The 20,933-nt window shown below is 35.7% G+C and carries 21 protein-coding genes; 15 read left to right on the top strand and 6 right to left on the bottom strand.

Annotation, left to right across the window (positions count from 1 at the left end; translation table 11 throughout):
- Window positions 1-35 precede the first annotated feature (35 nt).
- The 13 genes from HMPREF9171_RS105715 to HMPREF9171_RS105775 all read left to right on the top strand — a co-directional run bounded on the left by HMPREF9171_RS105715 (window position 36) and on the right by HMPREF9171_RS105775 (window position 10,339).
- A complete protein-coding gene (locus HMPREF9171_RS105715) occupies window positions 36-890 on the top strand; it encodes a bifunctional methylenetetrahydrofolate dehydrogenase/methenyltetrahydrofolate cyclohydrolase (protein ID WP_000137498.1) in 855 nt (284 codons plus the stop codon).
- Window positions 887-1,723, top strand: coding sequence for an NAD(P)H-hydrate dehydratase (locus HMPREF9171_RS105720; RefSeq protein WP_000634982.1), 837 nt, complete (start codon window positions 887-889; stop codon window positions 1,721-1,723). Before HMPREF9171_RS105715 ends, HMPREF9171_RS105720 begins: the two co-directional genes overlap by 4 nt.
- 125 nt (window positions 1,724-1,848) lie before the next feature.
- A complete protein-coding gene (gene xseA, locus HMPREF9171_RS105725; RefSeq protein ID WP_001286946.1) occupies window positions 1,849-3,189 on the top strand; it encodes an exodeoxyribonuclease VII large subunit in 1,341 nt (446 codons plus the stop codon).
- Window positions 3,167-3,382 (top strand): exodeoxyribonuclease VII small subunit, encoded by a 216-nt coding sequence (locus HMPREF9171_RS105730; protein ID WP_001280898.1) that lies wholly within the window; start codon window positions 3,167-3,169, stop codon window positions 3,380-3,382. The genes xseA and HMPREF9171_RS105730 overlap by 23 nt, the downstream gene beginning before the upstream one ends.
- Complete coding sequence (locus HMPREF9171_RS105735; protein ID WP_000256279.1) at window positions 3,382-4,254, top strand: polyprenyl synthetase family protein; 873 nt, start codon at window positions 3,382-3,384, stop codon at window positions 4,252-4,254. The genes HMPREF9171_RS105730 and HMPREF9171_RS105735 overlap by 1 nt, the downstream gene beginning before the upstream one ends.
- Window positions 4,247-5,074, top strand: coding sequence for a TlyA family RNA methyltransferase (locus HMPREF9171_RS105740; RefSeq protein WP_001041036.1), 828 nt, complete (start codon window positions 4,247-4,249; stop codon window positions 5,072-5,074). The genes HMPREF9171_RS105735 and HMPREF9171_RS105740 overlap by 8 nt, the downstream gene beginning before the upstream one ends.
- Entirely contained in the window at window positions 5,061-5,534 is a 474-nt protein-coding gene (locus HMPREF9171_RS105745; RefSeq protein ID WP_000747941.1) for an arginine repressor, read from the top strand. Before HMPREF9171_RS105740 ends, HMPREF9171_RS105745 begins: the two co-directional genes overlap by 14 nt.
- Before the next feature lie 11 nt (window positions 5,535-5,545).
- Window positions 5,546-7,204: a DNA repair protein RecN gene (gene recN, locus HMPREF9171_RS105750; RefSeq protein ID WP_000923612.1), complete on the top strand. Its 1,659-nt coding sequence runs from the start codon at window positions 5,546-5,548 to the stop codon at window positions 7,202-7,204.
- 117 nt (window positions 7,205-7,321) lie between these two features.
- The gene (gene fakB / locus HMPREF9171_RS105755) at window positions 7,322-8,158 is read left to right on the top strand and encodes a fatty acid kinase binding subunit FakB (protein ID WP_000034835.1); all 837 of its coding nucleotides are present in this window, start codon (window positions 7,322-7,324) and stop codon (window positions 8,156-8,158) included.
- Window positions 8,151-8,990, top strand: coding sequence for an SGNH/GDSL hydrolase family protein (locus tag HMPREF9171_RS105760; RefSeq protein WP_001035227.1), 840 nt, complete (start codon window positions 8,151-8,153; stop codon window positions 8,988-8,990). The genes fakB and HMPREF9171_RS105760 overlap by 8 nt, the downstream gene beginning before the upstream one ends.
- Window positions 8,965-9,567 (top strand): YpmS family protein, encoded by a 603-nt coding sequence (locus HMPREF9171_RS105765; RefSeq protein WP_000806955.1) that lies wholly within the window; start codon window positions 8,965-8,967, stop codon window positions 9,565-9,567. Before HMPREF9171_RS105760 ends, HMPREF9171_RS105765 begins: the two co-directional genes overlap by 26 nt.
- A gap of 102 nt (window positions 9,568-9,669) precedes the next feature.
- Window positions 9,670-9,945 (top strand): non-specific DNA-binding protein Hbs, encoded by a 276-nt coding sequence (gene hbs, locus HMPREF9171_RS105770; RefSeq protein WP_001284634.1) that lies wholly within the window; start codon window positions 9,670-9,672, stop codon window positions 9,943-9,945.
- Window positions 9,946-10,141: 196 nt separating this feature from the next.
- Complete coding sequence (locus HMPREF9171_RS105775; RefSeq protein ID WP_001290369.1) at window positions 10,142-10,339, top strand: hypothetical protein; 198 nt, start codon at window positions 10,142-10,144, stop codon at window positions 10,337-10,339.
- Between the two features lie 43 nt (window positions 10,340-10,382).
- On the opposite strand, the gene HMPREF9171_RS105780 is transcribed toward HMPREF9171_RS105775, so the two are convergent.
- The 6 genes from HMPREF9171_RS105780 to HMPREF9171_RS105805 form a co-directional block, all read right to left on the bottom strand.
- Window positions 10,383-11,315, bottom strand: a complete 933-nt coding sequence (locus HMPREF9171_RS105780) for a dihydroorotate oxidase (protein WP_000254070.1) — start codon at window positions 11,313-11,315, stop codon at window positions 10,383-10,385.
- A 186-nt stretch (window positions 11,316-11,501) separates the two neighbouring features.
- Window positions 11,502-12,737 (bottom strand): aminoacyltransferase, encoded by a 1,236-nt coding sequence (locus HMPREF9171_RS105785; protein WP_001185394.1) that lies wholly within the window; start codon window positions 12,735-12,737, stop codon window positions 11,502-11,504.
- Between the two features lie 18 nt (window positions 12,738-12,755).
- Window positions 12,756-13,967: an aminoacyltransferase gene (locus HMPREF9171_RS105790; protein WP_000285512.1), complete on the bottom strand. Its 1,212-nt coding sequence runs from the start codon at window positions 13,965-13,967 to the stop codon at window positions 12,756-12,758.
- A 12-nt stretch (window positions 13,968-13,979) separates the two neighbouring features.
- Complete coding sequence (locus HMPREF9171_RS105795; RefSeq protein WP_079255234.1) at window positions 13,980-15,200, bottom strand: aminoacyltransferase; 1,221 nt, start codon at window positions 15,198-15,200, stop codon at window positions 13,980-13,982.
- Window positions 15,200-16,012 carry a sugar-phosphatase gene (gene yidA / locus HMPREF9171_RS105800; protein WP_000200672.1) on the bottom strand — a complete coding sequence of 271 codons (813 nt, stop codon included), beginning with the start codon at window positions 16,010-16,012 and terminating at the stop codon, window positions 15,200-15,202. The genes HMPREF9171_RS105795 and yidA overlap by 1 nt, the downstream gene beginning before the upstream one ends.
- 70 nt (window positions 16,013-16,082) lie before the next feature.
- Window positions 16,083-17,399: an HD domain-containing protein gene (locus HMPREF9171_RS105805; protein ID WP_001003541.1), complete on the bottom strand. Its 1,317-nt coding sequence runs from the start codon at window positions 17,397-17,399 to the stop codon at window positions 16,083-16,085.
- Between the two features lie 75 nt (window positions 17,400-17,474).
- On the opposite strand from HMPREF9171_RS105805, the gene HMPREF9171_RS105810 reads away from it, so the two are divergent.
- Window positions 17,475-17,861 (top strand): YwiB family protein, encoded by a 387-nt coding sequence (locus HMPREF9171_RS105810; RefSeq protein WP_000764119.1) that lies wholly within the window; start codon window positions 17,475-17,477, stop codon window positions 17,859-17,861.
- A 343-nt stretch (window positions 17,862-18,204) separates the two neighbouring features.
- On the top strand, window positions 18,205-20,889 hold the full coding sequence (locus tag HMPREF9171_RS105815) for a calcium-translocating P-type ATPase, PMCA-type (RefSeq protein WP_000910750.1): 2,685 nt from the start codon (window positions 18,205-18,207) through the stop codon (window positions 20,887-20,889).
- Window positions 20,890-20,933: the final 44 nt, after the last annotated feature.

Genomic DNA, 20,933 nt, shown 5'->3' with positions numbered 1-20,933 from the left:
ATAATATAGAAAAAACGGATGAAGAAGGAGTATCAATGACTGAATTAATAGATGGTAAAGCCTTATCACAAAAAATGCAGGCTGAGTTAGGGCGAAAAGTTGAAAGGTTAAAGGAACAGCATGGTATCATACCTGGTTTAGCTGTAATCCTTGTTGGGGATAATCCAGCTAGCCAAGTGTACGTTCGAAATAAAGAACGCTCTGCATTAGAAGCTGGTTTTAAAAGTGAGACTTTACGATTATCTGAATCCATTTCTCAAGAAGAACTGATTGATATTATCCATCAATACAATGAAGATAAAAGTATCCATGGTATTTTAGTTCAACTTCCGTTACCACAACATATTAACGATAAAAAAATTATTTTAGCAATAGATCCTAAGAAAGATGTTGATGGTTTCCACCCAATGAATACGGGTCATCTTTGGTCAGGACGACCGATGATGGTACCTTGTACGCCAGCTGGTATTATGGAGATGTTTAGAGAGTACCATGTGGATTTAGAGGGAAAACATGCTGTTATCATCGGAAGGTCCAATATTGTTGGTAAGCCAATGGCACAACTTCTCCTTGATAAAAACGCAACAGTTACTTTGACACATTCAAGAACTCGAAACCTTTCTGAGGTAACAAAGGAGGCTGATATCCTTATTGTTGCGATTGGTCAGGGGCACTTTGTTACAAAAGACTTCGTTAAAGAAGGTGCTGTTGTGATTGATGTTGGTATGAATCGCGATGAAAATGGTAAATTGATTGGAGACGTTGTATTTGAACAAGTGGCAGAAGTTGCTAGTATGATAACACCTGTTCCTGGGGGCGTAGGACCTATGACGATTACAATGCTTTTGGAACAAACTTATCAAGCAGCTCTTAGAAGTGTGAGTCTATGATTGTTGGTGAACAAGAAGCGAGGGCGTTAATTAAGCCACGCCCTAAATCAAGCCATAAAGGTGATTATGGTAGTGTTCTTCTGATAGGAGGTTTTTATCCCTATGGAGGTGCTATTATAATGGCAGCTTTGGCCTGTGTCAAAACTGGTGCAGGATTAGTTACTGTAGCAACCCAAAGTTGCAATATCCCCTCTTTGCATAGTCAACTACCAGAGGTAATGGCGTTTGATAGTGATGATTACAAATGGTTGGAAAAATCAATTGTTCAAAGTGATGTTATTGTAATTGGTCCTGGATTAGGAGTATCAGAATCATCTCGAAAAATTTTGAACCGGACCATGGAGAAGATTCAATCACATCAAAGTGTCATCATTGACGGATCAGCCTTGACTCTGTTATCAGAAGGTGCGTTTCCGCAAACAAAGGCTAAGAATTTAGTGTTGACACCTCATCAAAAAGAATGGGAGCGATTGTCAGGTATTGCTGTATCGCAACAGACAAAAGAAAATACCCAAACCGCTCTTAAATCTTTTCCCAAAGGGACGATCTTAGTCGCTAAGAGTTCGCATACGCGTATTTTTCAAGATTTAGACGAAAAAGAAATTATAGTAGGAGGTCCTTACCAGGCGACTGGAGGGATGGGGGATACTTTGTGTGGTATGATTGCAGGTATGTTAGCGCAATTTAAAGAAGCCTCTCCTCTAGATAAGGTATCAGTGGGAGTTTATCTACATTCGGCAATTGCTCAAGAATTATCTAAAGAAGCCTACGTTGTTCTACCGACAACGATTAGTGATGAGATTCCAAAAGAAATGGCTAGACTATCTAAATAAAAAATAAGTAGAGAGGTGTTAGCATGACACTTCTTTTGCTTTATCGAGCTATTTGTAGAGCAAATAGGTATTTTTTAAGTTTTTTTGGTATAATGAAGTTAATAAAACTCTCATGAGGAGGTGCTATGTCAGACTATTTATCCGTGTCGACACTGACTAAGTATTTAAAATTAAAATTTGACAAAGACCCTTATTTAGAGAGGGTTTATTTAACTGGGCAAGTGTCTAATTTTCGTCGTCGCCCAAACCATCAATACTTCTCTTTAAAAGATGATAAATCAGTCATTCAGGCGACAATGTGGTCAGGTCAATTCAAAAAACTGGGTTTTGAATTAGAGGAAGGGATGAAGGTTAATGTAGTTGGCCGTGTTCAACTTTATGAACCAAGCGGCTCCTACTCTATTATTGTTGAAAAAGCAGAACCGGATGGTATAGGAGCTCTTGCTATCCAATTTGAACAACTAAAGAAGAAACTCTCTCAAGCAGGTTACTTTGATGATCGTCATAAGCAATTACTTCCTCAATTTGTTAGAAAAATAGGAGTTGTGACTAGTCCAAGTGGAGCTGTTATTCGGGATATTATTACAACAGTATCTCGTCGATTCCCAGGAGTGGAAATATTACTTTTCCCCACAAAAGTTCAAGGAGAGGGCGCAGCTCAGGAGATAGCACAAACTATTGCTTTAGCTAACGAGAAAAAGGATTTGGATCTATTAATTGTTGGCCGTGGGGGAGGTTCTATTGAGGACTTATGGGCATTTAATGAAGAATGTGTTGTAGAAGCTATTTTTGAATCTCGTCTTCCCGTTATTTCTAGTGTCGGACATGAAACTGATACAACTTTAGCAGATTTTGTAGCCGATCGCAGAGCAGCAACTCCAACTGCAGCAGCTGAGCTTGCTACAACGGTTACTAAAATTGATATCTTGTCTTGGATTACTGAACGTGAAAATAGAATGTATCAGTCTAGCCTTCGTCTTATCAGGACAAAAGAGGAGAGGTTGCAAAAATCAAAGCAATCAGTTATTTTTAGGCAACCAGAGCGTCTATATGATGGTTTCCTTCAAAAATTAGATAACCTAAATCAGCAGTTAACATATTCTATGCGTGATAAACTACAAACAGTAAGACAAAAGCAAGGTTTGCTTCATCAAAAACTGCAAGGCATAGATTTAAAACAGCGGCTTCATACTTACCAAGAGCGTGTTGTGCAAAGTAGACGACTATTATCAAGTACAATGACTAGTCAATATGACAGCAAGCTAGCACGTTTTGAAAAGGCTCAAGATGCGCTTATATCATTGGATAGTTCTAGAATTGTAGCGCGTGGTTACGCTATTATCGAAAAAAACCATACTTTAGTATCTACTACTAATGGAATAAATGAAGGAGATCATTTGCAAGTTAAGATGCAAGATGGTCTTTTAGAAGTTGAGGTGAAGGATGTCAGACAAGAAAACATTTGAAGAAAATTTGCAGGAATTAGAGACAATTGTCTCACGTTTAGAAACAGGTGATGTTGCCTTAGAAGATGCCATTGCTGAATTTCAAAAAGGAATGCTTATTTCAAAAGAGTTACAAAAAACTTTAAAAGAAGCTGAAGAGACGCTTGTAAAAGTGATGCAAGCTGACGGAACGGAAGTAGAAATGGATACTTGATGGTTACTATTGAAAAAATTGATGAAGCTATTCATCGTTATTACAAACAGACACATAGTGTCGTTTCTCCTGATTTAATTAAGGCTATCCTCTACTCAGTTGATGGAGGTGGGAAACGTATTCGTCCACGCATCCTTTTAGAAATTTTAGAGGGATTTGGAGTTGAACTAATAGATGGTCATTATGATGTGGCTGCTGCTTTGGAGATGATTCACACTGGCTCTTTAATTCATGATGATTTACCGGCGATGGATAATGATGATTTTCGTCGTGGCCGCTTAACAAACCATAAAAAGTTTGATGAAGCTACAGCGGTTTTAGCTGGAGATTCCCTTTTTTTAGACCCATTTGATTTAGTTGTAAAAGCTGGTTTTAAAGCTGATGTTACTGTTAGGTTAATAGAGTTATTGTCTATGTCTGCGGGTAGTTTTGGCATGGTTGGTGGACAAATGTTAGATATGAAGGGAGAAAACAAAGTTTTATCTATTGACGATTTAAGCTTGATTCATATTAATAAAACGGGACGCCTGTTAGCTTATCCCTTTGTTGCAGCAGGTATTTTAGCTGAGAAGTCGGAAGAAGTAAAAGGAAAACTGCATCAAGCTGGCCTTTTAATCGGTCATGCTTTTCAAGTACGTGATGATATTTTAGATGTGACTGCTAGTTTTGAAGAATTGGGTAAGACACCAAATAAAGACATTGTAGCAGAAAAGACAACTTATCCAAATTTATTGGGTTTGGATAAGTCACAGGAAATACTTGACGATACTTTGAAAAAAGCTCAGGCAATTTTTCAAAATCTAGAGAAAAAAGCTAACTTTAATGCTAGAAAAATAATAGATATAATAGAGGGATTACGGTTGAATGGCTAAAGAGAGGGTAGATGTTCTTGCCTATAAACAGGGACTTTTTGATACACGAGAGCAAGCGAAACGTGGTGTTATGGCAGGACTGGTGATTAACGTTATCAATGGAGAACGTTATGATAAACCAGGCGAAAAGGTTGCAGACGATACTGAATTAAAACTAAAAGGTGAAAAACTAAAATATGTTAGTAGAGGTGGATTGAAATTAGAAAAAGCTTTACAAGTTTTTGAAATTTCAGTTGCAGATAAGCTAACTATAGATATTGGCGCCTCTACGGGTGGGTTTACTGATGTTATGCTACAATCAGGAGCGCGTTTAGTTTACGCAGTAGATGTAGGAACAAATCAATTAGTTTGGAAGTTACGTCAGGATCATCGTGTTCGTTCTATGGAACAATATAATTTTAGGTATGCCCAAAAAGAAGATTTCAAGGAGGGACTGCCTGAATTTGCATCGATAGATGTCTCATTTATCTCTCTTAATTTGATTTTGCCAGCTCTAAAAGAAATTTTAGTGGATGGTGGACAAGTAGTGGCATTAATTAAACCACAATTTGAAGCAGGTCGTGAGCAAATTGGTAAAAATGGTATTGTCAAAGACAAGTTGGTTCATGAAAAGGTTTTGACAACAGTGACCAATTTCACGAAAGATTATGGATATACGGTTAAACATCTTGATTTTTCGCCCATTCAAGGTGGACATGGAAATATTGAGTTTTTAATGCATTTGCAAAAGTGTCAAGATCCACAAAATCTTGTGTTTGACCAAATACAAGATGTTATAGAAAAAGCACATAAGGAATTTAAGAAAAATGAAGAAGAGTGAACGTTTAAATTTAATTAAGCAAATTGTTCTTAACCATGCTGTTGAAACACAACATGAGTTGTTACGCAGATTGGAAGCTTATGGGGTAACTCTAACTCAAGCAACTATTTCACGTGATATGAATGAAATTGGCATTATAAAAGTGCCATCAGCAAAAGGTCGCTATATTTACGGTTTGTCAAATGAAAACGACCCTATCTTTACAACTGCTGTGGCAAAGCCTATTAAAACAAGTATTTTATCAATATCAGATAAGCTACTAGGTTTAGAGCAATTTATCAATATGAATGTTATACCAGGTAACAGTCAATTAATTAAAACCTTCATAATGTCACATTGTCAAGAACATATTTTTAGTTTGACAGCTGACGATAATAGTCTCCTTTTGATTGCAAAATCAGAAGCAGATGCTGATTACATTCGTCAATCAATGATTGCAATGTTGGAGAAAAAAGATTAGTAGAGGACCTTATGCTTTTAGAAATTTCTATTAAGAATTTCGCTATTATCGAAGAAATTTCACTTAATTTTGAAACAGGAATGACTGTTTTAACTGGTGAGACTGGTGCAGGGAAATCTATCATTATTGATGCTATGAATATGATGTTAGGAGCCCGTGCTAGCGTTGAAGTGATTCGCCATGGTGCTAACAAAGCAGAAATTGAAGGATTTTTCTCTGTTGAAAAAAATCAATCATTAGTCCAATTATTGGAAGAAAATGGCATTGAATTAGCAGATGAATTAATTATTCGCCGAGAAATCTTTCAAAATGGGCGCAGCGTTAGTCGAATTAATGGGCAAATGGTGAATTTGTCAACACTAAAAGCTGTGGGGCATTATTTGGTAGACATTCATGGTCAACATGACCAAGAGGAACTAATGAAACCTAACATGCACATTCTGATGTTAGATGAATTTGGTAATACAGAATTTAATGTCATAAAAGAACGTTATCAAAGTCTTTTTGATGCTTATCGTCAGCTTCGTAAACGCGTATTGGATAAGCAAAAAAATGAACAAGAGAATAAATCACGTATTGAAATGCTAGAATTTCAAATAGCAGAAATTGAGTCTGTAGCCCTTAAATTAGATGAAGATCAAACGCTACTCAAGCAACGTGATAAATTAATGAATCATAAGAATATTGCAGATACTTTGACAAATGCATATCTTATGTTAGATAACGAAGAGTTTTCAAGTTTATTGAATGTTCGTTCTGCAATGAATGACCTTATGGCTTTAGAAGAATTTGATCGAGAATATAAAGATCTTTCCACCAATCTTTCAGAAGCTTACTACGTTATTGAAGAAGTTACTAAACGTTTAGGTGACGTTATCGATGATTTAGATTTTGACGCTGGTTTACTACAAGAAATTGAAAATAGACTAGATGTTATTAACACAATAACGCGAAAATATGGCGGTGATGTGAATGATGTTTTAGACTATTTTGATAACATTACTAAAGAATATAGTCTATTGACAGGTAGTGAAGAGTCCTCAGATGCTTTAGAAAAAGAATTAAAGATTTTAGAACACGATTTGATTGAATCAGCAAATCAATTAAGTTTAGAGCGTCATAAGCTAGCTAAACAATTGGAAAATGAAATCAAACAAGAATTAACAGAGCTTTATATGGAGAAAGCTGATTTCCAAGTTCAATTTACAAAAGGAAAATTTAATAAAGAAGGGAACGAAATCGTTGAATTTTATATTTCAACGAATCCCGGAGAGGGCTTTAAGCCATTGGTAAAAGTGGCTTCAGGAGGAGAGTTATCTCGATTGATGTTAGCTATTAAATCTACTTTTTCACGTAAGGAAGATAAAACTTCCATTGTATTTGATGAGGTGGATACAGGAGTTTCTGGTCGCGTGGCCCAGGCTATTGCTCAAAAAATTCACAAGATTGGTAGTCATGGACAAGTTTTAGCAATTTCTCATTTAGCTCAGGTTATTGCAATAGCGGATTACCAATATTTTATTGAAAAAATTTCCAGTGACTCTTCAACAGTTTCAACGGTAAGGCTTTTAAGCTATGAAGAACGTGTAGAAGAAATCGCTAAAATGTTGGCAGGAAACAATGTAACAGACACTGCACGTACTCAAGCTAAAGAATTACTTGGTAGTTAGCTTTGGTAACGTCTTTAAAAAGCTAACATTGTTAGGAGAAATTAATGTTGATACACTTAAATTTTGTTATAATAAGGGTATTGAAATATTAAAGTATAGTATAGAATAGGATAGGATATGAGTAAAATCAAAATTGTAACGGATTCTTCCATTACCATTGAACCAGAACTTATTAAAGAGCTTGACATTACAGTTGTTCCCTTGTCAGTTATGATAGATGGTACCTTGTATTCAGACAATGACTTAAAAGCACAAGGGGAATTCTTGAACCTAATGCGTGGAAGTAAGGAATTGCCAAAAACAAGTCAACCGCCTGTAGGTGTTTTTGCAGAAATTTATGAAAAATTAATGAATGAAGGTGCGGAACATATCATTGCAATTCATTTAACGCATACACTATCAGGAACTATTGAAGCATCACGCCAGGGAGCTAATATTGCTGGTGCAGATGTTACAGTTATTGATTCTACTTTTACAGACCAGTGTCAAAAATTCCAGGTTGTAGAAGCCGCGAAATTAGCTAAAGAGGGAGCTGATTTAGATACAATTTTGGCTCGTGTGGAAGAAGTACGCCAGAAGTCAGAATTATTTATTGGCGTATCGACCCTTGAAAATTTAGTAAAAGGTGGTCGTATTGGACGTGTAACAGGTCTCCTAAGTTCATTGCTTAACATAAAAGTAATTATGGAGCTAACAAACCATGAATTAGTACCGATTGTTAAAGGTCGTGGTCTAAAGACCTTCAGCAAATGGTTAGATAATTTTGTTGAAAGTGCCCAAACACGAAAAATTGCTGAAATTGGCATCTCCTACTGTGGTAAAGCTGATATGGCTAATAACTTTAAAGAAAAACTAGCTGTTCTAGGTGCTCCTATATCCGTATTAGAAACTGGCTCAATCATCCAAACTCATACTGGTGAGGATGCATTTGCTGTTATGGTTCGTTATGAATAAGAAAAAAATACTTACCGGACTTTCTTTTTTTCTGGTAAGTCTTCTTTTATCTTTTGGGATTTTTTCCTTGATCATTCCAAAATCAAATCCTAAATTAACAAAAAAAGACTTCCTAACAAAGAAAGTTATCCCACTTAACTATGTTGCTCTTGGAGATTCTCTGACCGAAGGTGTGGGCGATACAACCTCTCAAGGTGGTTTTGTCCCACTGCTATCAGAATCACTCCATAATCGATACTCTTACCAAGTGACTTCTGTTAATTATGGTGTGTCTGGGAATACTAGTCAACAAATTTTAAAACGTATGACGACAGATCCTCAAATCGAAAAAGATTTAGAGAAAGCTGATTTATTGACGCTAACTGTTGGTGGTAATGATGTCTTGGCTGTTATTCGTAAAGAGCTCAGTCATTTATCACTAAATTCCTTTGAGAAACCAGCAGAAGCATATAAGGAACGTTTGAAAGAAATCCTTGCAAAAGCAAGACAAGATAATCCTAAATTGCCTATTTATGTTTTAGGCATTTATAATCCTTTTTACCTAAACTTTCCACAATTAACTAAAATGCAAACCGTTATTGATAATTGGAATAAAGCTACAAAAGAAGTAGTTGATGCTTCAGAAAATGTTTATTTTGTCCCAATTAATGACCGCCTTTATAAGGGAATAAATGGTAAAGAGGGTATTACAGAGTCATCAAATAGTCAGGCAAGCATCACTAATGATGCTCTCTTTACTGGAGACCATTTTCATCCCAATAATATTGGCTATCAAATCATGTCTAACGCCGTTATGGAGAAAATAAATGAAACAAGAAAAAACTGGCCGTAATTTAAATTTCTGGAAATGGGCATTTCTCTTATTGTTGGCAATTAACCTTTCCTTCACAGCAGTGATTGCAAGTCGCTTAATTCAAGTACGTGAGCCTAATACAGGAAAAATTTCGACTGGGGTACAAGATAAAGTAAAAGTAGGTACTTTTACGACCAATAAGTCGCAACTGAATAAGACAATTGCACTTTATTTAAAACAATATCAAACTAAGAAGATGAATTATAAGATTTATGCTGCTTCATCTTCTATACTATTTAAAGGCTCTTATCAATTATTAGGTTATGAAGTGCCTTTATACATCTATTTTGAACCTTATCGTTTAACAAATGGCGCTGTTCAACTTAAAGTGACCTCATTTTCAGTAGGAACTCTTCCGCTTCCAGAAAAAGATGTGTTACAATATATAAAATCATCTTATAAATTGCCAAACTTTGTAGATATAAAACCTAAAAAATCGGTTATTAATATTAATTTGCAAGATTTAAAAAATAAAGAAGGTATTTATTTGAAAGCGACTGCAATTGATTTAGTAAACGATAATTTTAGTTTCGATATTTTTAAGAAAAAGCCCTAAAATGACTTTAAATACTTGACCTTAAGCCTTTTTTTAGATATCATATAATCTGTTAAAACTTATGTTGTATAAGTTTAGAATTTATTTGGAGGATTTGTTAACATGGCTAACAAACAAGATTTAATTGCAAAAGTAGCAGAAGCTACAGAATTAACTAAAAAAGATTCAGCAGCAGCAGTAGATGCAGTTTTTGCAGCTGTAGCAGATTACCTTGCTGAAGGTGAAAAAGTACAATTAATCGGTTTTGGTAACTTTGAAGTTCGTGAACGTGCAGCTCGTAAAGGTCGTAACCCACAAACTGGTGCAGAAATCGAAATTGCAGCATCAAAAGTTCCAGCATTTAAAGCTGGTAAAGCTCTTAAAGACGCTGTTAAATAATTCGTCTAGAAAAACCTTGTCATATCAATGTTTATTGATAGCGACAAGGTTCTTTTTTATATCCAATACTCAATAAACGACTAGAGAGCTCAAAGGAATTTAGAGTTTCAAATGTGTTAGAGCATACCCTTGAATTATCTTAATTGTGATGTTATAATTCCTAAAAGATAAGTTAAAAGAGAGGTTGCGAAAGAGAATGTCAGAAAAAGCTATAATATTAATTATCCTTATTGCTTTTGTTATTATTGCCATTATAAAGATAGCTCTGTTAAAGTTATATATGAATACGATAAAACCTAAAGTAGATAATGAAGGAAACATCATAACAAAGCCTGTAAAGGATGATTTAACGCCCGAGGAACGTGAAGAACGTGAATTTGATAAAGATTGGTAAAATCAATATAAAAGAGCAAACAAGGTTTGCTCTTTTATTATTTTTAAAGGTAATTAAGTTGTCCTCGAAAATCCTCCAATGATTGATAGCCTTTATCAGCCATTATTTCTTTTAACTCTCTGCTTACACGCTGAAAAATTTCTGGTCCTTCTTTTTGTAAAGCGGTTCCGATTTGGACCATACTAGCTCCACATAGAATGTGTTCAAAGGCATCACGGCCGTTTTTAACACCACCTGTTCCGATAATTTTAATTGAAGGATTTAAACGTTTGTAGAAAGCATGGACGTTAGCTAAGGCGGTAGGCTTGATAAAATCCCCACCGATACCTCCAAAGCCATTTTTAGGCTTTATAACGACAGTTTCATCATCAATAACAAGTCCATTTCCGATAGAATTAACACAGTTAATAAAAGCTAAAGGATATTTGTTAAAAATTGTAGCTGCTTGATCAAAGTGAACGATATCAAAGTAAGGTGGTAATTTGATGCCCAAAGGCTTTTGATAATAGCTAAAGATTTCTGAAAGGATGAGGTCAGTCATTTCAAAATCATAAGCAATTTGAGGTTTTCCAGGAACATTTGGGCACGATAAATTTAACTCTATTAGGCCATTGTAACTACTGTTTTCAATCTTTTTAAGAATAATATGTGTCTCTTCTGGTGATAAACCTACTAATGATAAAACGTGATTTTTGCTATTGTCTTGATCTTGTAATTCAGTCACGAAATCAAGATAATAGTCAATGCCTTTATTAGGGAGTCCCATAGAATTAATTGATCCCCAGTCAGTATCTGCATAACGTGGTTGAGGGTTTCCATCTCTAGCTTTAAGGGTACCTGTTTTTGTAACAAAGGAACCAGCTTCAGAATTTTCAATAGCTAATAACTCTTCCATAGTCATACAATAAATACCCGCTGCATTCATCAAACAATTGTCAAAACTAAAACCAGCAATTTCCGTTTTTAGCGATACCATAATATCCTCCTGAAGATAAATTTTTACTATTTTATCACTTGATTAACAGAGCGGCAAGAAAATAATGATATTGGTAATAAAATTTCGCTAAATAACGAACGTTATTATTTGTGTAAACAATAATAGTAAAGAAATAAATGTTGCTTTCTATAATGCATAAAAAATAAGCTTATGTAAGCTTATTTTTTATGTTCGGTGTAAGATTTTTTTTAGTAATTGAATACTCTTATATTTTAATGGATTTGGATAGTAGCGGAAAGTACCCATTTTACGAACAATGTAACCATTAAAATTCTGTTTAAAGCGAAGTACGCCATCTGAACCATCAAAATTTCCTTGAATACCTAAAAAATTATAGAAAGTTGATTGACGCTTTAAAGCCTCTTGCATAACATATTCTTGAAGAACTGCAGGCGCATAAAATTTATTAAATTTTGTGTATGAGCCAGAGAAAAGATAGACAGTTTCTTTAGGACTATAAATAAAGAGGCTACCAGCTAAAACAACATCTTGATTTCCAAATTTTTGAATAAAAGGTTCGACTTCTTTGCGACGTTTATCTAAACTAGCTAGTTGATTGACAAGCTCAGTACGTTGACGATGGTATTTGGCAGAATCTGTATTATTTTGATGGTGATTATCAAGGACTGTAATCTGTTCTTCCAATTTCTTTGCATTTAATTGTAGGTTATGATCATATTCCCTAAAGTTTAGAGTTGCAATGACAAATTCCGCCTTATCTCCGAAACTATCATAAAAATCTTGATAATAATCTAGAGATTTATCCATATAGTCCCGGCGATCAGAAGTAGAAGAAGTAATATCCTTAAAGATATGTAGTTCTTCCCGCTTGAGGACACGTATTTTTATACCAAAAGACATGGCTTTCTTAACCAAGGGGCGTCCTTTTTTAGAGAAAGATTTAAGAAGATTTTGAGGAGTGATACCTTCTAGATTTTTAACATAATGCCAATCAGGTTCACCGCCAGGATAACCAATATGAAGCCCGTCGTGGTGATAACCTATACTAGTCAGGTCATCAATAAGATAAGTGTTCGGTGCACCTTTAGGCTCACCTTCACCAGTAAACTCTTGGTAGGTATCATAAGGTTTAATTAATAATTCTAAAGTGCCCTGAGATTTGGCATAGTTCTGTAGTTCTTTATAAAAATGTTTCAGATATTTAGAATTGGAATGGGCTGGACCAGAATTGACTTCCATATGAAGTCCACCAGTCATTGGGATGGTATAAACAATACTGATGATTTCCATTTTCCCATCGATTTGGTAGCCCATGTAGGTAATGTCATACCCACGTTTTTTTAGAAGCTTTGCCATCTCAGGGGTTTGCATAAACGATTGTAAATCGTAATTTCCTGAATAACTTTCGAACTCTTTAGCTGTTAATTCTTTAAGCGCCATAAAAGTATCCTTTCCTAACTAGCTATTACGTTTTTTGCGTAAGGCATAGACATAATTAGAGGCTTTATAAAGCAATCTGTTCACTGGAATGTTAAATTCTCCAATAAATTCCTCAATGATTGGTTCGAACTTAGACTTAAAATGATATAAACCACCAGATAAGTCATTCTCGATCCCCCCCATATTTTGCCAAATATTTCCACGTTCAAAAGCCCTTTGAGCTGTTTCAAACCAAGTGTAAATAGGAGCAGAATAAGATTTGAAGTAATCGTCCATACCAGCATAAATATTTTCTGATGTATTACCAAATTCTAGAGTGAGGGTTGCAGCCAATGGAATACTGTCTCGGTCATAGGCTTTTTGAGCTTCTTTGAGAAAATCAATTTCTTTATTTAATCGATCAATCGTATCTTGGTGTTGTTTAACTTTTTTCTCACGATTAAGTTCAAGTGATTTTATTCTTTCAGATTGAGCTATCTGACATTCTTTTTCTATTTTTTCTAATCGTTTTGCAACATCTAGCGAAGCCATTGTGATGTATGAGTTATTAGGATACGTATCAAGGAGTTTTTGGTAGTAGTCAATTCCTCTAAGATTTATCCCTTTACGGTCTTCCGTTTTTTTCATTAACTCTGCAAAATCTTCAAGTAGTTCATGGCTACCAAATTGTATATCTACTCCCTTATTTTTGGAAGTTCGAATAGCTTGACGAGTTTTTTTAGACATTTTATCAAGTCCAAATTGATTAGCATATAGGTTTGCCTGAAAACGTGGTTGGATAGTATGAGCTAAATCTGTTGTCCGACCAGTCCAATCAGCACCTGCACGCTGTAAATGATCAATGGCGATTAACCCTTCTTTTTCATCGGGCGAATTTTCAAAATCTTTGGCATTGACCATTTTTAAATAGATGAGAGGATCACACTTGATAAAGAGAGCTCTTTGTTTTTTGCCAAAAGCTTTAAGGTCCTTAAGGACCTTAGTTACAATATCTAGATTGGAGTAATCCATGATTGGTCCACGCGGAATATATAGCATGGAGAAGCCAAGAGGAAGTGATTTGATGAGAATACTAGCGCTGGCAATTTGGGTTTCACCGTCAAAAAAGCCAAGTAATTGACTACCCCAGTTGTCTTTTACTTTGGGCCAATTAGAAGATTGAAGTAGGTTTGTTTGGTTGGATTCGCTCACAAAGCGATCGTGTTCGACAGCGGTAATTTCTCTATACATGAGTTTCCTTTCTTAGTGAGAGTGTCTTTGTTTTTTTCGAATAGTATAGGCTAGGTTGGCCAATTTATATAATAATGGATTGATTGCTAGATTAAACTCGCCAATATATTCTTCAAACATTGGATTGAAGTTACTTTTAAATTTTGTTAAACCATCGTTAAGACTTCCCTCGACACCGCCTAGATTAGCAGATACAATACCATTTTTGAAAGCATCTTCGAACACCCTAGCATTCAAGAGATACTGTGGATAAAATTTACGGAAGCTATCATCCATACCAGCATACAACATCTCCAGGACATTGCCAAAACGAATGGACAAAATTCCTGCAATGACAGGCTCATCTGGATATTTCTTGCTAAACTCCTGAAATTCAAGGATATATTGTTTAACAGAAGCTTCTTGTTGATTTAGCCTTGTCAGGCGACTTTTTTGATGGGATGGAGTCTCTGATAAATCTTTTTGGATTTGAAGAAGTTGTTCTTTAAATTGCGCTAATCTTTTAGGAAGATTGACTTTAGCCAAATAGAGATAGGCATCTTCTCCATAAATTGTCATTAGTTGATGGAAATAGTTTTCATTACGTAATGCTACACCTTTACGATTCTCGGTTAATGCTACAACCGTGGCGAATTTAGGTAAGTCATCAATGTTGGCACGATAAATTTGAACACCGCGATGCTTTGCATCTTTTATCAGACGTTTAGTGTGTTTTGGAAAGTTTTCTTCTATATTTGCTTTGGTATAGATGTTCGCTTGAAAACGAGGTTGGATGGTTTCGGAAATGGCTTTCGTTGGACCTATCCATTGGGCACCTGCTGACTTAAGATTATCAATTGCCTGTCTACTTTCATCTATCTCTTCGGCGACATTCTCTTCTTTAAGGTGATATTGACGTAGAAGAAGTGCTGGATCGAATTTTGCAAAAACAGCACTTTTCTTTCGTCCAAAGTTTTTTAGTGTTTTTAACACAAAGCCAACTAATTCTTTATTGCTGTAGTCCATAATAGGTCCACGTGGAATATAAAGCATTGTAAAACCAAGTGGTAATGATTTAATTAAGATGCTAGCTACAGCAACTAATTGGTCATCTTTATAAAAGCCTAAACGTTCATTTTGCCAATTTGATTTTACTTGTGCCCACTTTGAAGAGTGGAGGAGATTGGTTTGAGACGATGCAATAGCAAAGGCATCATATTCTTTTTCGGATATTCCAACGGTAACATGATACATCAGTTTATTACCCATTCACGTAGTGCGTAGGCTACGCCACTTTCCTCGTTTGATTTGGTGATATATTTTGCTATTTTTTTTAGTTCAGGATTGCCGTTTTGCATAACAACAGGATTTCCAACAACTTCAAGCATAGCACGGTCATTTTCTTCATCACCAATAGCCATTGTTTGATCTACAGTTAATCCCATTTTCTCTGCAAGGTGGAGAAGTGCAGTGCCTTTATTAACGTTTTTGGGTAAAATTTCTAAATAAAAAGGAGTTGATTTTACAATAGTGTAGTTATCGAGAACTTTTTTTGGAATTTTAGCAATTGCTGCATCTAAGATGTCAGGTTGATCAATCATCATTAGTTTAATGATTTCTTTGTCTCCCATTTCTTCAGGAGTACGATAGAAGAGCGGCATATTAACTAAAGTTGCTTCGTGTATTGTATATTTACCAATATCACGATTTGCTGTGTAAATTCCTTCTTTTGTAATGGCGTGCATGTGGATGCCTAATTTACGCGCTAATAGTTCGAAATCCAGATAGTCTTCATAGGTTAAGGTTTCTTTGATGATGTCATCTCCTGTGGCTGTGTCTTGAACTAGACCGCCGTTAAAGGTGATAACATAATCCCCCTCTTCATTGAGTTTCAATTCTTCTAAAAGATCTTGGACTCCGATGATTGGACGTCCTGTAGCAATAACAATTTTAACGCCTTTTGATTTTGCTTCTTGAACAGCTTTAGCCACTTCAGGTGTAGTTTCACGCTTACTATTTAATAGAGTGCCGTCAATATCTACGGCAACAAGTTTAATTGAAGTCATTTTATCTCCCACTCTTTATTCAATATCCTAAAATACTCACCTTATATCTTACTAAAAAATAAAGGGTTTGTCATGAATGGCTATCATCTTTCGTGAGTGTCAAATGCTCATTTGTGATGTAAGATTGAAATTCTTCTTTTGTACTTGAAAATAAGCTATCTAATGTCAACATTTCTTTTGGAAAATAAAAACGTTGATCACCATAATTAGATCCAGTTAATGCTTTTACAATCGGTGATAAGCTTGATAATTCAGCAAGTTGTCCATTCTTTTGGATAATTTGAATTTCTGTTCGTGGATTTGAATGTTCAGGCCGATAAACATCGTAAGGTAAGTCAAAATTAGCATGGACACCAGTGTAATAATCGGGATCAAAACCAACCTGTGAGACTAGTTCTTTCATTTTAACTAGATTTTCTTTGTCAGCCTCTTCAAAGGTAATTGATTTAAAGACTTTTCGATTGATAAAACGATTAGCTAAATCTGCCAAAATGTTATCATCAGCTTGCATCCAAGATTGAAAGTAAGTATTCATTACCCCATCATCTAGGGCTAAATAATCTTGTAAATCATATTGATCCGTGAAGAAAGGAATAAGATTTGGAGAAGTTTGTTCAAAAAAATCGCGATGGGTATCAAATAAGAAGCGAGCACGTTTTAGTAAATTTTGTAAGAGTAATTCCATAGCACGACTGGCTGGATGGAAATAAACTTGCATATACATTTGGAAGCGACTAACAATATAATCTTCCACAGCGTGCATCCCGTTACGAGCAAAAGCAATTCCAGAATCGGTTGGTCTAATAACGCGTAAAATTCGTGTTAAATCAAATTGTCCATAGCTAGCAGCAGTGTAGTAAGAATCTCTGAGAAGATAGTCCATTCGATCACAATCAATTTGACTAGAAATTAATTGAACAACTTGTTTATTGGGGTAGCTATGATTAATAACACTAGCTACTTTATCAGGAAAATCAGGAGCCACCTTTCGTAAAATAGCATTAATCTCTGTGGTAGGATTGGTGATGATTTCCTGAGTGTAAGCTTCATGATCAGTATTGAAGAGACGCTCAAATGTATGAGAATATGCGCCATGTCCGATATCATGTAGTAGGGCGGCAGCCATCGTTAGCAGGGACTCATTTTTATTCCAAAGATCAGAATAATGTTCATCAAAGATTTCTGTAACTTTACGAGCCAGTTCATAAACTCCGAGACAATGTGAAAAACGACTATGCTCTGCACCATGGAAGGTAAAAGAAGTCGTTGAGGTTTGTTTAATGCGTCGTAAACGTTGAAATTCTTTAGTGTTAATCAAGTCATATATGACTTGATTATTTACATGGATATAAGTGTGAACGGGGTCACGAAATACTTTTTCATTCATATATATATTATAGCAAAAATTGAAACTTGAGTCAGAAATTGGTAGAATAGAAGGATAAAAGAAGTGAGAGAAGTCATGAAACTAGAAATTAACAATAACATTCAAATTGACAACGAAACCGAAATGATTCATGAGATTCACGATTGTCAATTTATTGAAAAAGGAAGTTACGTTTATTTGAATTATATTAATGCTGAGGGCGAGAGAGTAGTTATTAAGGCAAATCATGAGGAATTGCTTATGACGAGGTTTTCAAATCCTAAGTCTGTAATGCGTTTTCATCGTGAAACGCCTGCTTTGGTTAATATCCCCACTCCACTTGGTATTCAACATTTGATTACAGAGACAAGTCACTATCAGTTTGATTTGTCACAGCAAAGGTTGCACATCAATTATGTCCTTAAGCAAACGGAGACAGGAGCCTGTTTTGCAAATTATGAATTAAAGATTCAATGGTATTGAGATAATTACCATTAACAAAAGAGTAGTCATTATGAATTTCGTCTACTGAAGACGCTGGGATCTCTTTATGAGAGCCATTTATTTGATAAACTGCAGTATGGTTTATTTCGACTAGATGAACTTCGTTTTTTCCCTTGAGATTATTAGTGATAGCAAGGATAATTAATTGAAAAATGGATTTTTTTCTGTTACAATGATTAACATATCAAGGGAGTAGCAGACGGTTTACCGTGGCAATGTCGTCATTACGAAAGAAATTTCCGGCGTTGTCTTAAACAGCGAGACTTGTTTTCATAAAAACAGGTCTCTTTTTGTTTGTGGAGAGACCAAAGGAGGAAAGGTTTTGTTAAAAGAACAGAAAAAATCCTTGTTTTACACACAAGGTCAAGAAGAGGTTCTAACGTCTTTAGAATCTTCTCGTGAAGGATTATCAACAACAGAAGCGAAAAATCGCTTAGAGATGTATGGTCGCAATGAGCTTGAAGAAGGGAAAAAACGTAGTCTAATAGCTAAGTTTTTTGACCAATTCAAAGATTTAATGATTATTATCTTACTGGTTGCTGCAGCTCTCTCTGTTATTACGGAAGGTATGCATGGCTTAACGGATGCATTGATTATCTTGGCAGTTGTTATCTTAAATGCAGCTTTTGGTGTTTATCAAGAGGGGCAAGCCGAAGCAGCTATTGAAGCCCTCAAAGATATGTCAAGCCCAATTGCGCGTGTTCGTCGTGATGGTCATACTATTGAGGTGGATTCTAAAGAACTAGTTCCTGGTGACCTCGTTATGTTAGAAGCAGGAGATGTTGTTCCCGCAGATTTACGACTTTTAGAAGCCGCGTCTTTAAAAATTGAAGAAGCAGCTCTAACTGGTGAGTCAGTACCTGTTGAGAAAGACATATCTCAAGTAGTAGCAGAGGATGCAGGTATTGGTGATCGTGTGAATATGGCGTATCAAAATTCAAATGTCACGTATGGTCGAGGATATGGTGTTGTTACTAACACAGGGATGTATACTGAAGTTGGTAAAATTGCTGATATGTTGGCAAATGCTGATGAATCTGAAACACCATTGAAACAAAGTTTAGTTCAACTTTCTAAATTATTGACTTACTTAATCGTGATTATTGCGGTTATTACTTTCTTAGTGGGGATATTTGTCCGTAAAGAAGGTTGGATTGAAGGATTGATGACTTCAGTTGCTTTAGCAGTTGCAGCTATTCCAGAAGGGCTTCCTGCAATTGTTACGATTGTCTTATCAATGGGAACAAAAACTCTTGCTAAACGTAATTCTATCGTTCGTAAACTCCCTGCAGTTGAAACTTTAGGTTCTACAGAAATCATTGCATCGGATAAGACTGGTACTCTGACAATGAATCAAATGACTGTCGAAAAAGTGTATACTAATGGCGTTCTCCAATCATCTTCGGAAGAAATTTCAGTTGATAATAACACTTTACGTATTATGAATTTCTCCAACGATACTAAGATTGATCCTTCAGGAAAATTAATCGGTGACCCAACAGAGACTGCACTGGTACAATTTGGTTTAGATAAGAATTTTGATGTCCGTGAAGTTTTGAAAAATGAACCACGTGTCGCTGAGTTACCATTTGATTCAGATCGTAAGTTAATGTCTACGATTCATAAAGAATCAGATGGTCGCTACTTTATCGCAGTCAAGGGTGCTCCTGATCAATTATTAAAACGAGTTACTAAAATTGAAGATAATGGCTTGGTTCGTGATATCACGGCTGAAGATAAAGAGGCTATCCTAAATACCAATAAAGAACTCGCAAAACAAGCTCTTCGTGTCTTGATGATGGCTTATAAATATGAAACACAAATTCCAACTTTAGAGACTGATATTGTTGAGTCAGATTTAGTATTCTCAGGTTTAGTGGGAATGATTGACCCTGAGCGTCCAGAAGCGGCAGAAGCTGTTCGAGTTGCTAAAGAAGCAGGAATTCGTCCGATTATGATTACCGGGGACCATCAAGATACTGCAGAAGCTATTGCAAAGCGTCTAGGTATTATTGATGCAAATGACACAGAAGATCATGTCTTTACGGGTGCTGAACTTAATGAATTAAGTGACGAAGAGTTTCAAAAAGTATTTAAACAATATTCTGTCTATGCACGTGTTTCTCCTGAACATAAAGTGCGTATCGTGAAAGCTTGGCAAAACGATGGCAAAGTCGTTGCCATGACTGGTGATGGTGTTAATGATGCTCCATCGCTAAAAACAGCAGATATTGGTATTGGTATGGGAATAACTGGTACAGAAGTTTCCAAAGGTGCTTCTGATATGGTTCTTGCTGATGATAATTTTGCAACTATTATTGTGGCTGTTGAGGAAGGACGTAAAGTCTTCTCAAATATCCAAAAATCTATTCAATATCTTCTTTCAGCCAACATGGCAGAGGTATTTACAATTTTCTTTGCAACTTTATTAGGATGGGATGTACTTGCACCGGTTCACCTTCTTTGGATTAACTTGGTAACAGATACTCTTCCAGCTATCGCTCTTGGAGTTGAGCCAGCTGAACCAGGAGTTATGACACATAAACCTCGTGGTCGCCAGTCAAACTTCTTTGATGGTGGTGTTATGGGAGCTATTATCTATCAAGGTATTTTACAAACTATCTTAGTACTTGGTGTCTATGGTTGGGCATTGATGTATCCAGAACATGCTGGTTATCGCATGATTCACGCAGATGCCCTTACGATGGCCTTTGCAACGCTTGGTTTAATCCAATTGGTACATGCATTTAACGTTAAATCAGTTTACCAATCAATCTTTACAGTTGGAGCTTTTAAAAATAGAACCTTTAACTGGTCTATTCCAGTAGCTTTCATTCTTTTGATGGTGACTATTGTTGTTCCTGGATTTAATAAACTTTTCCATGTAACTCATTTAAGTTCAACACAATGGTTAACTGTAGTTATCGGAAGTTTATTGATGGTAGTGTTAACGGAAATTGTTAAATTTATCCAACGTAAATTAGGACAAGACGAAAAAGCTATTTAGTTTAGCTGATAAAAAAACTCACTTAGAATATCTAAGTGAGTTTC

This window comes from Streptococcus agalactiae ATCC 13813, assembly GCF_000186445.1.
Classification (GTDB): domain Bacteria; phylum Bacillota; class Bacilli; order Lactobacillales; family Streptococcaceae; genus Streptococcus; species Streptococcus agalactiae.
The sequence above is the reverse complement of the archived record's forward strand: the minus strand, read 5'-3'. Positions and strand labels throughout refer to the sequence as shown.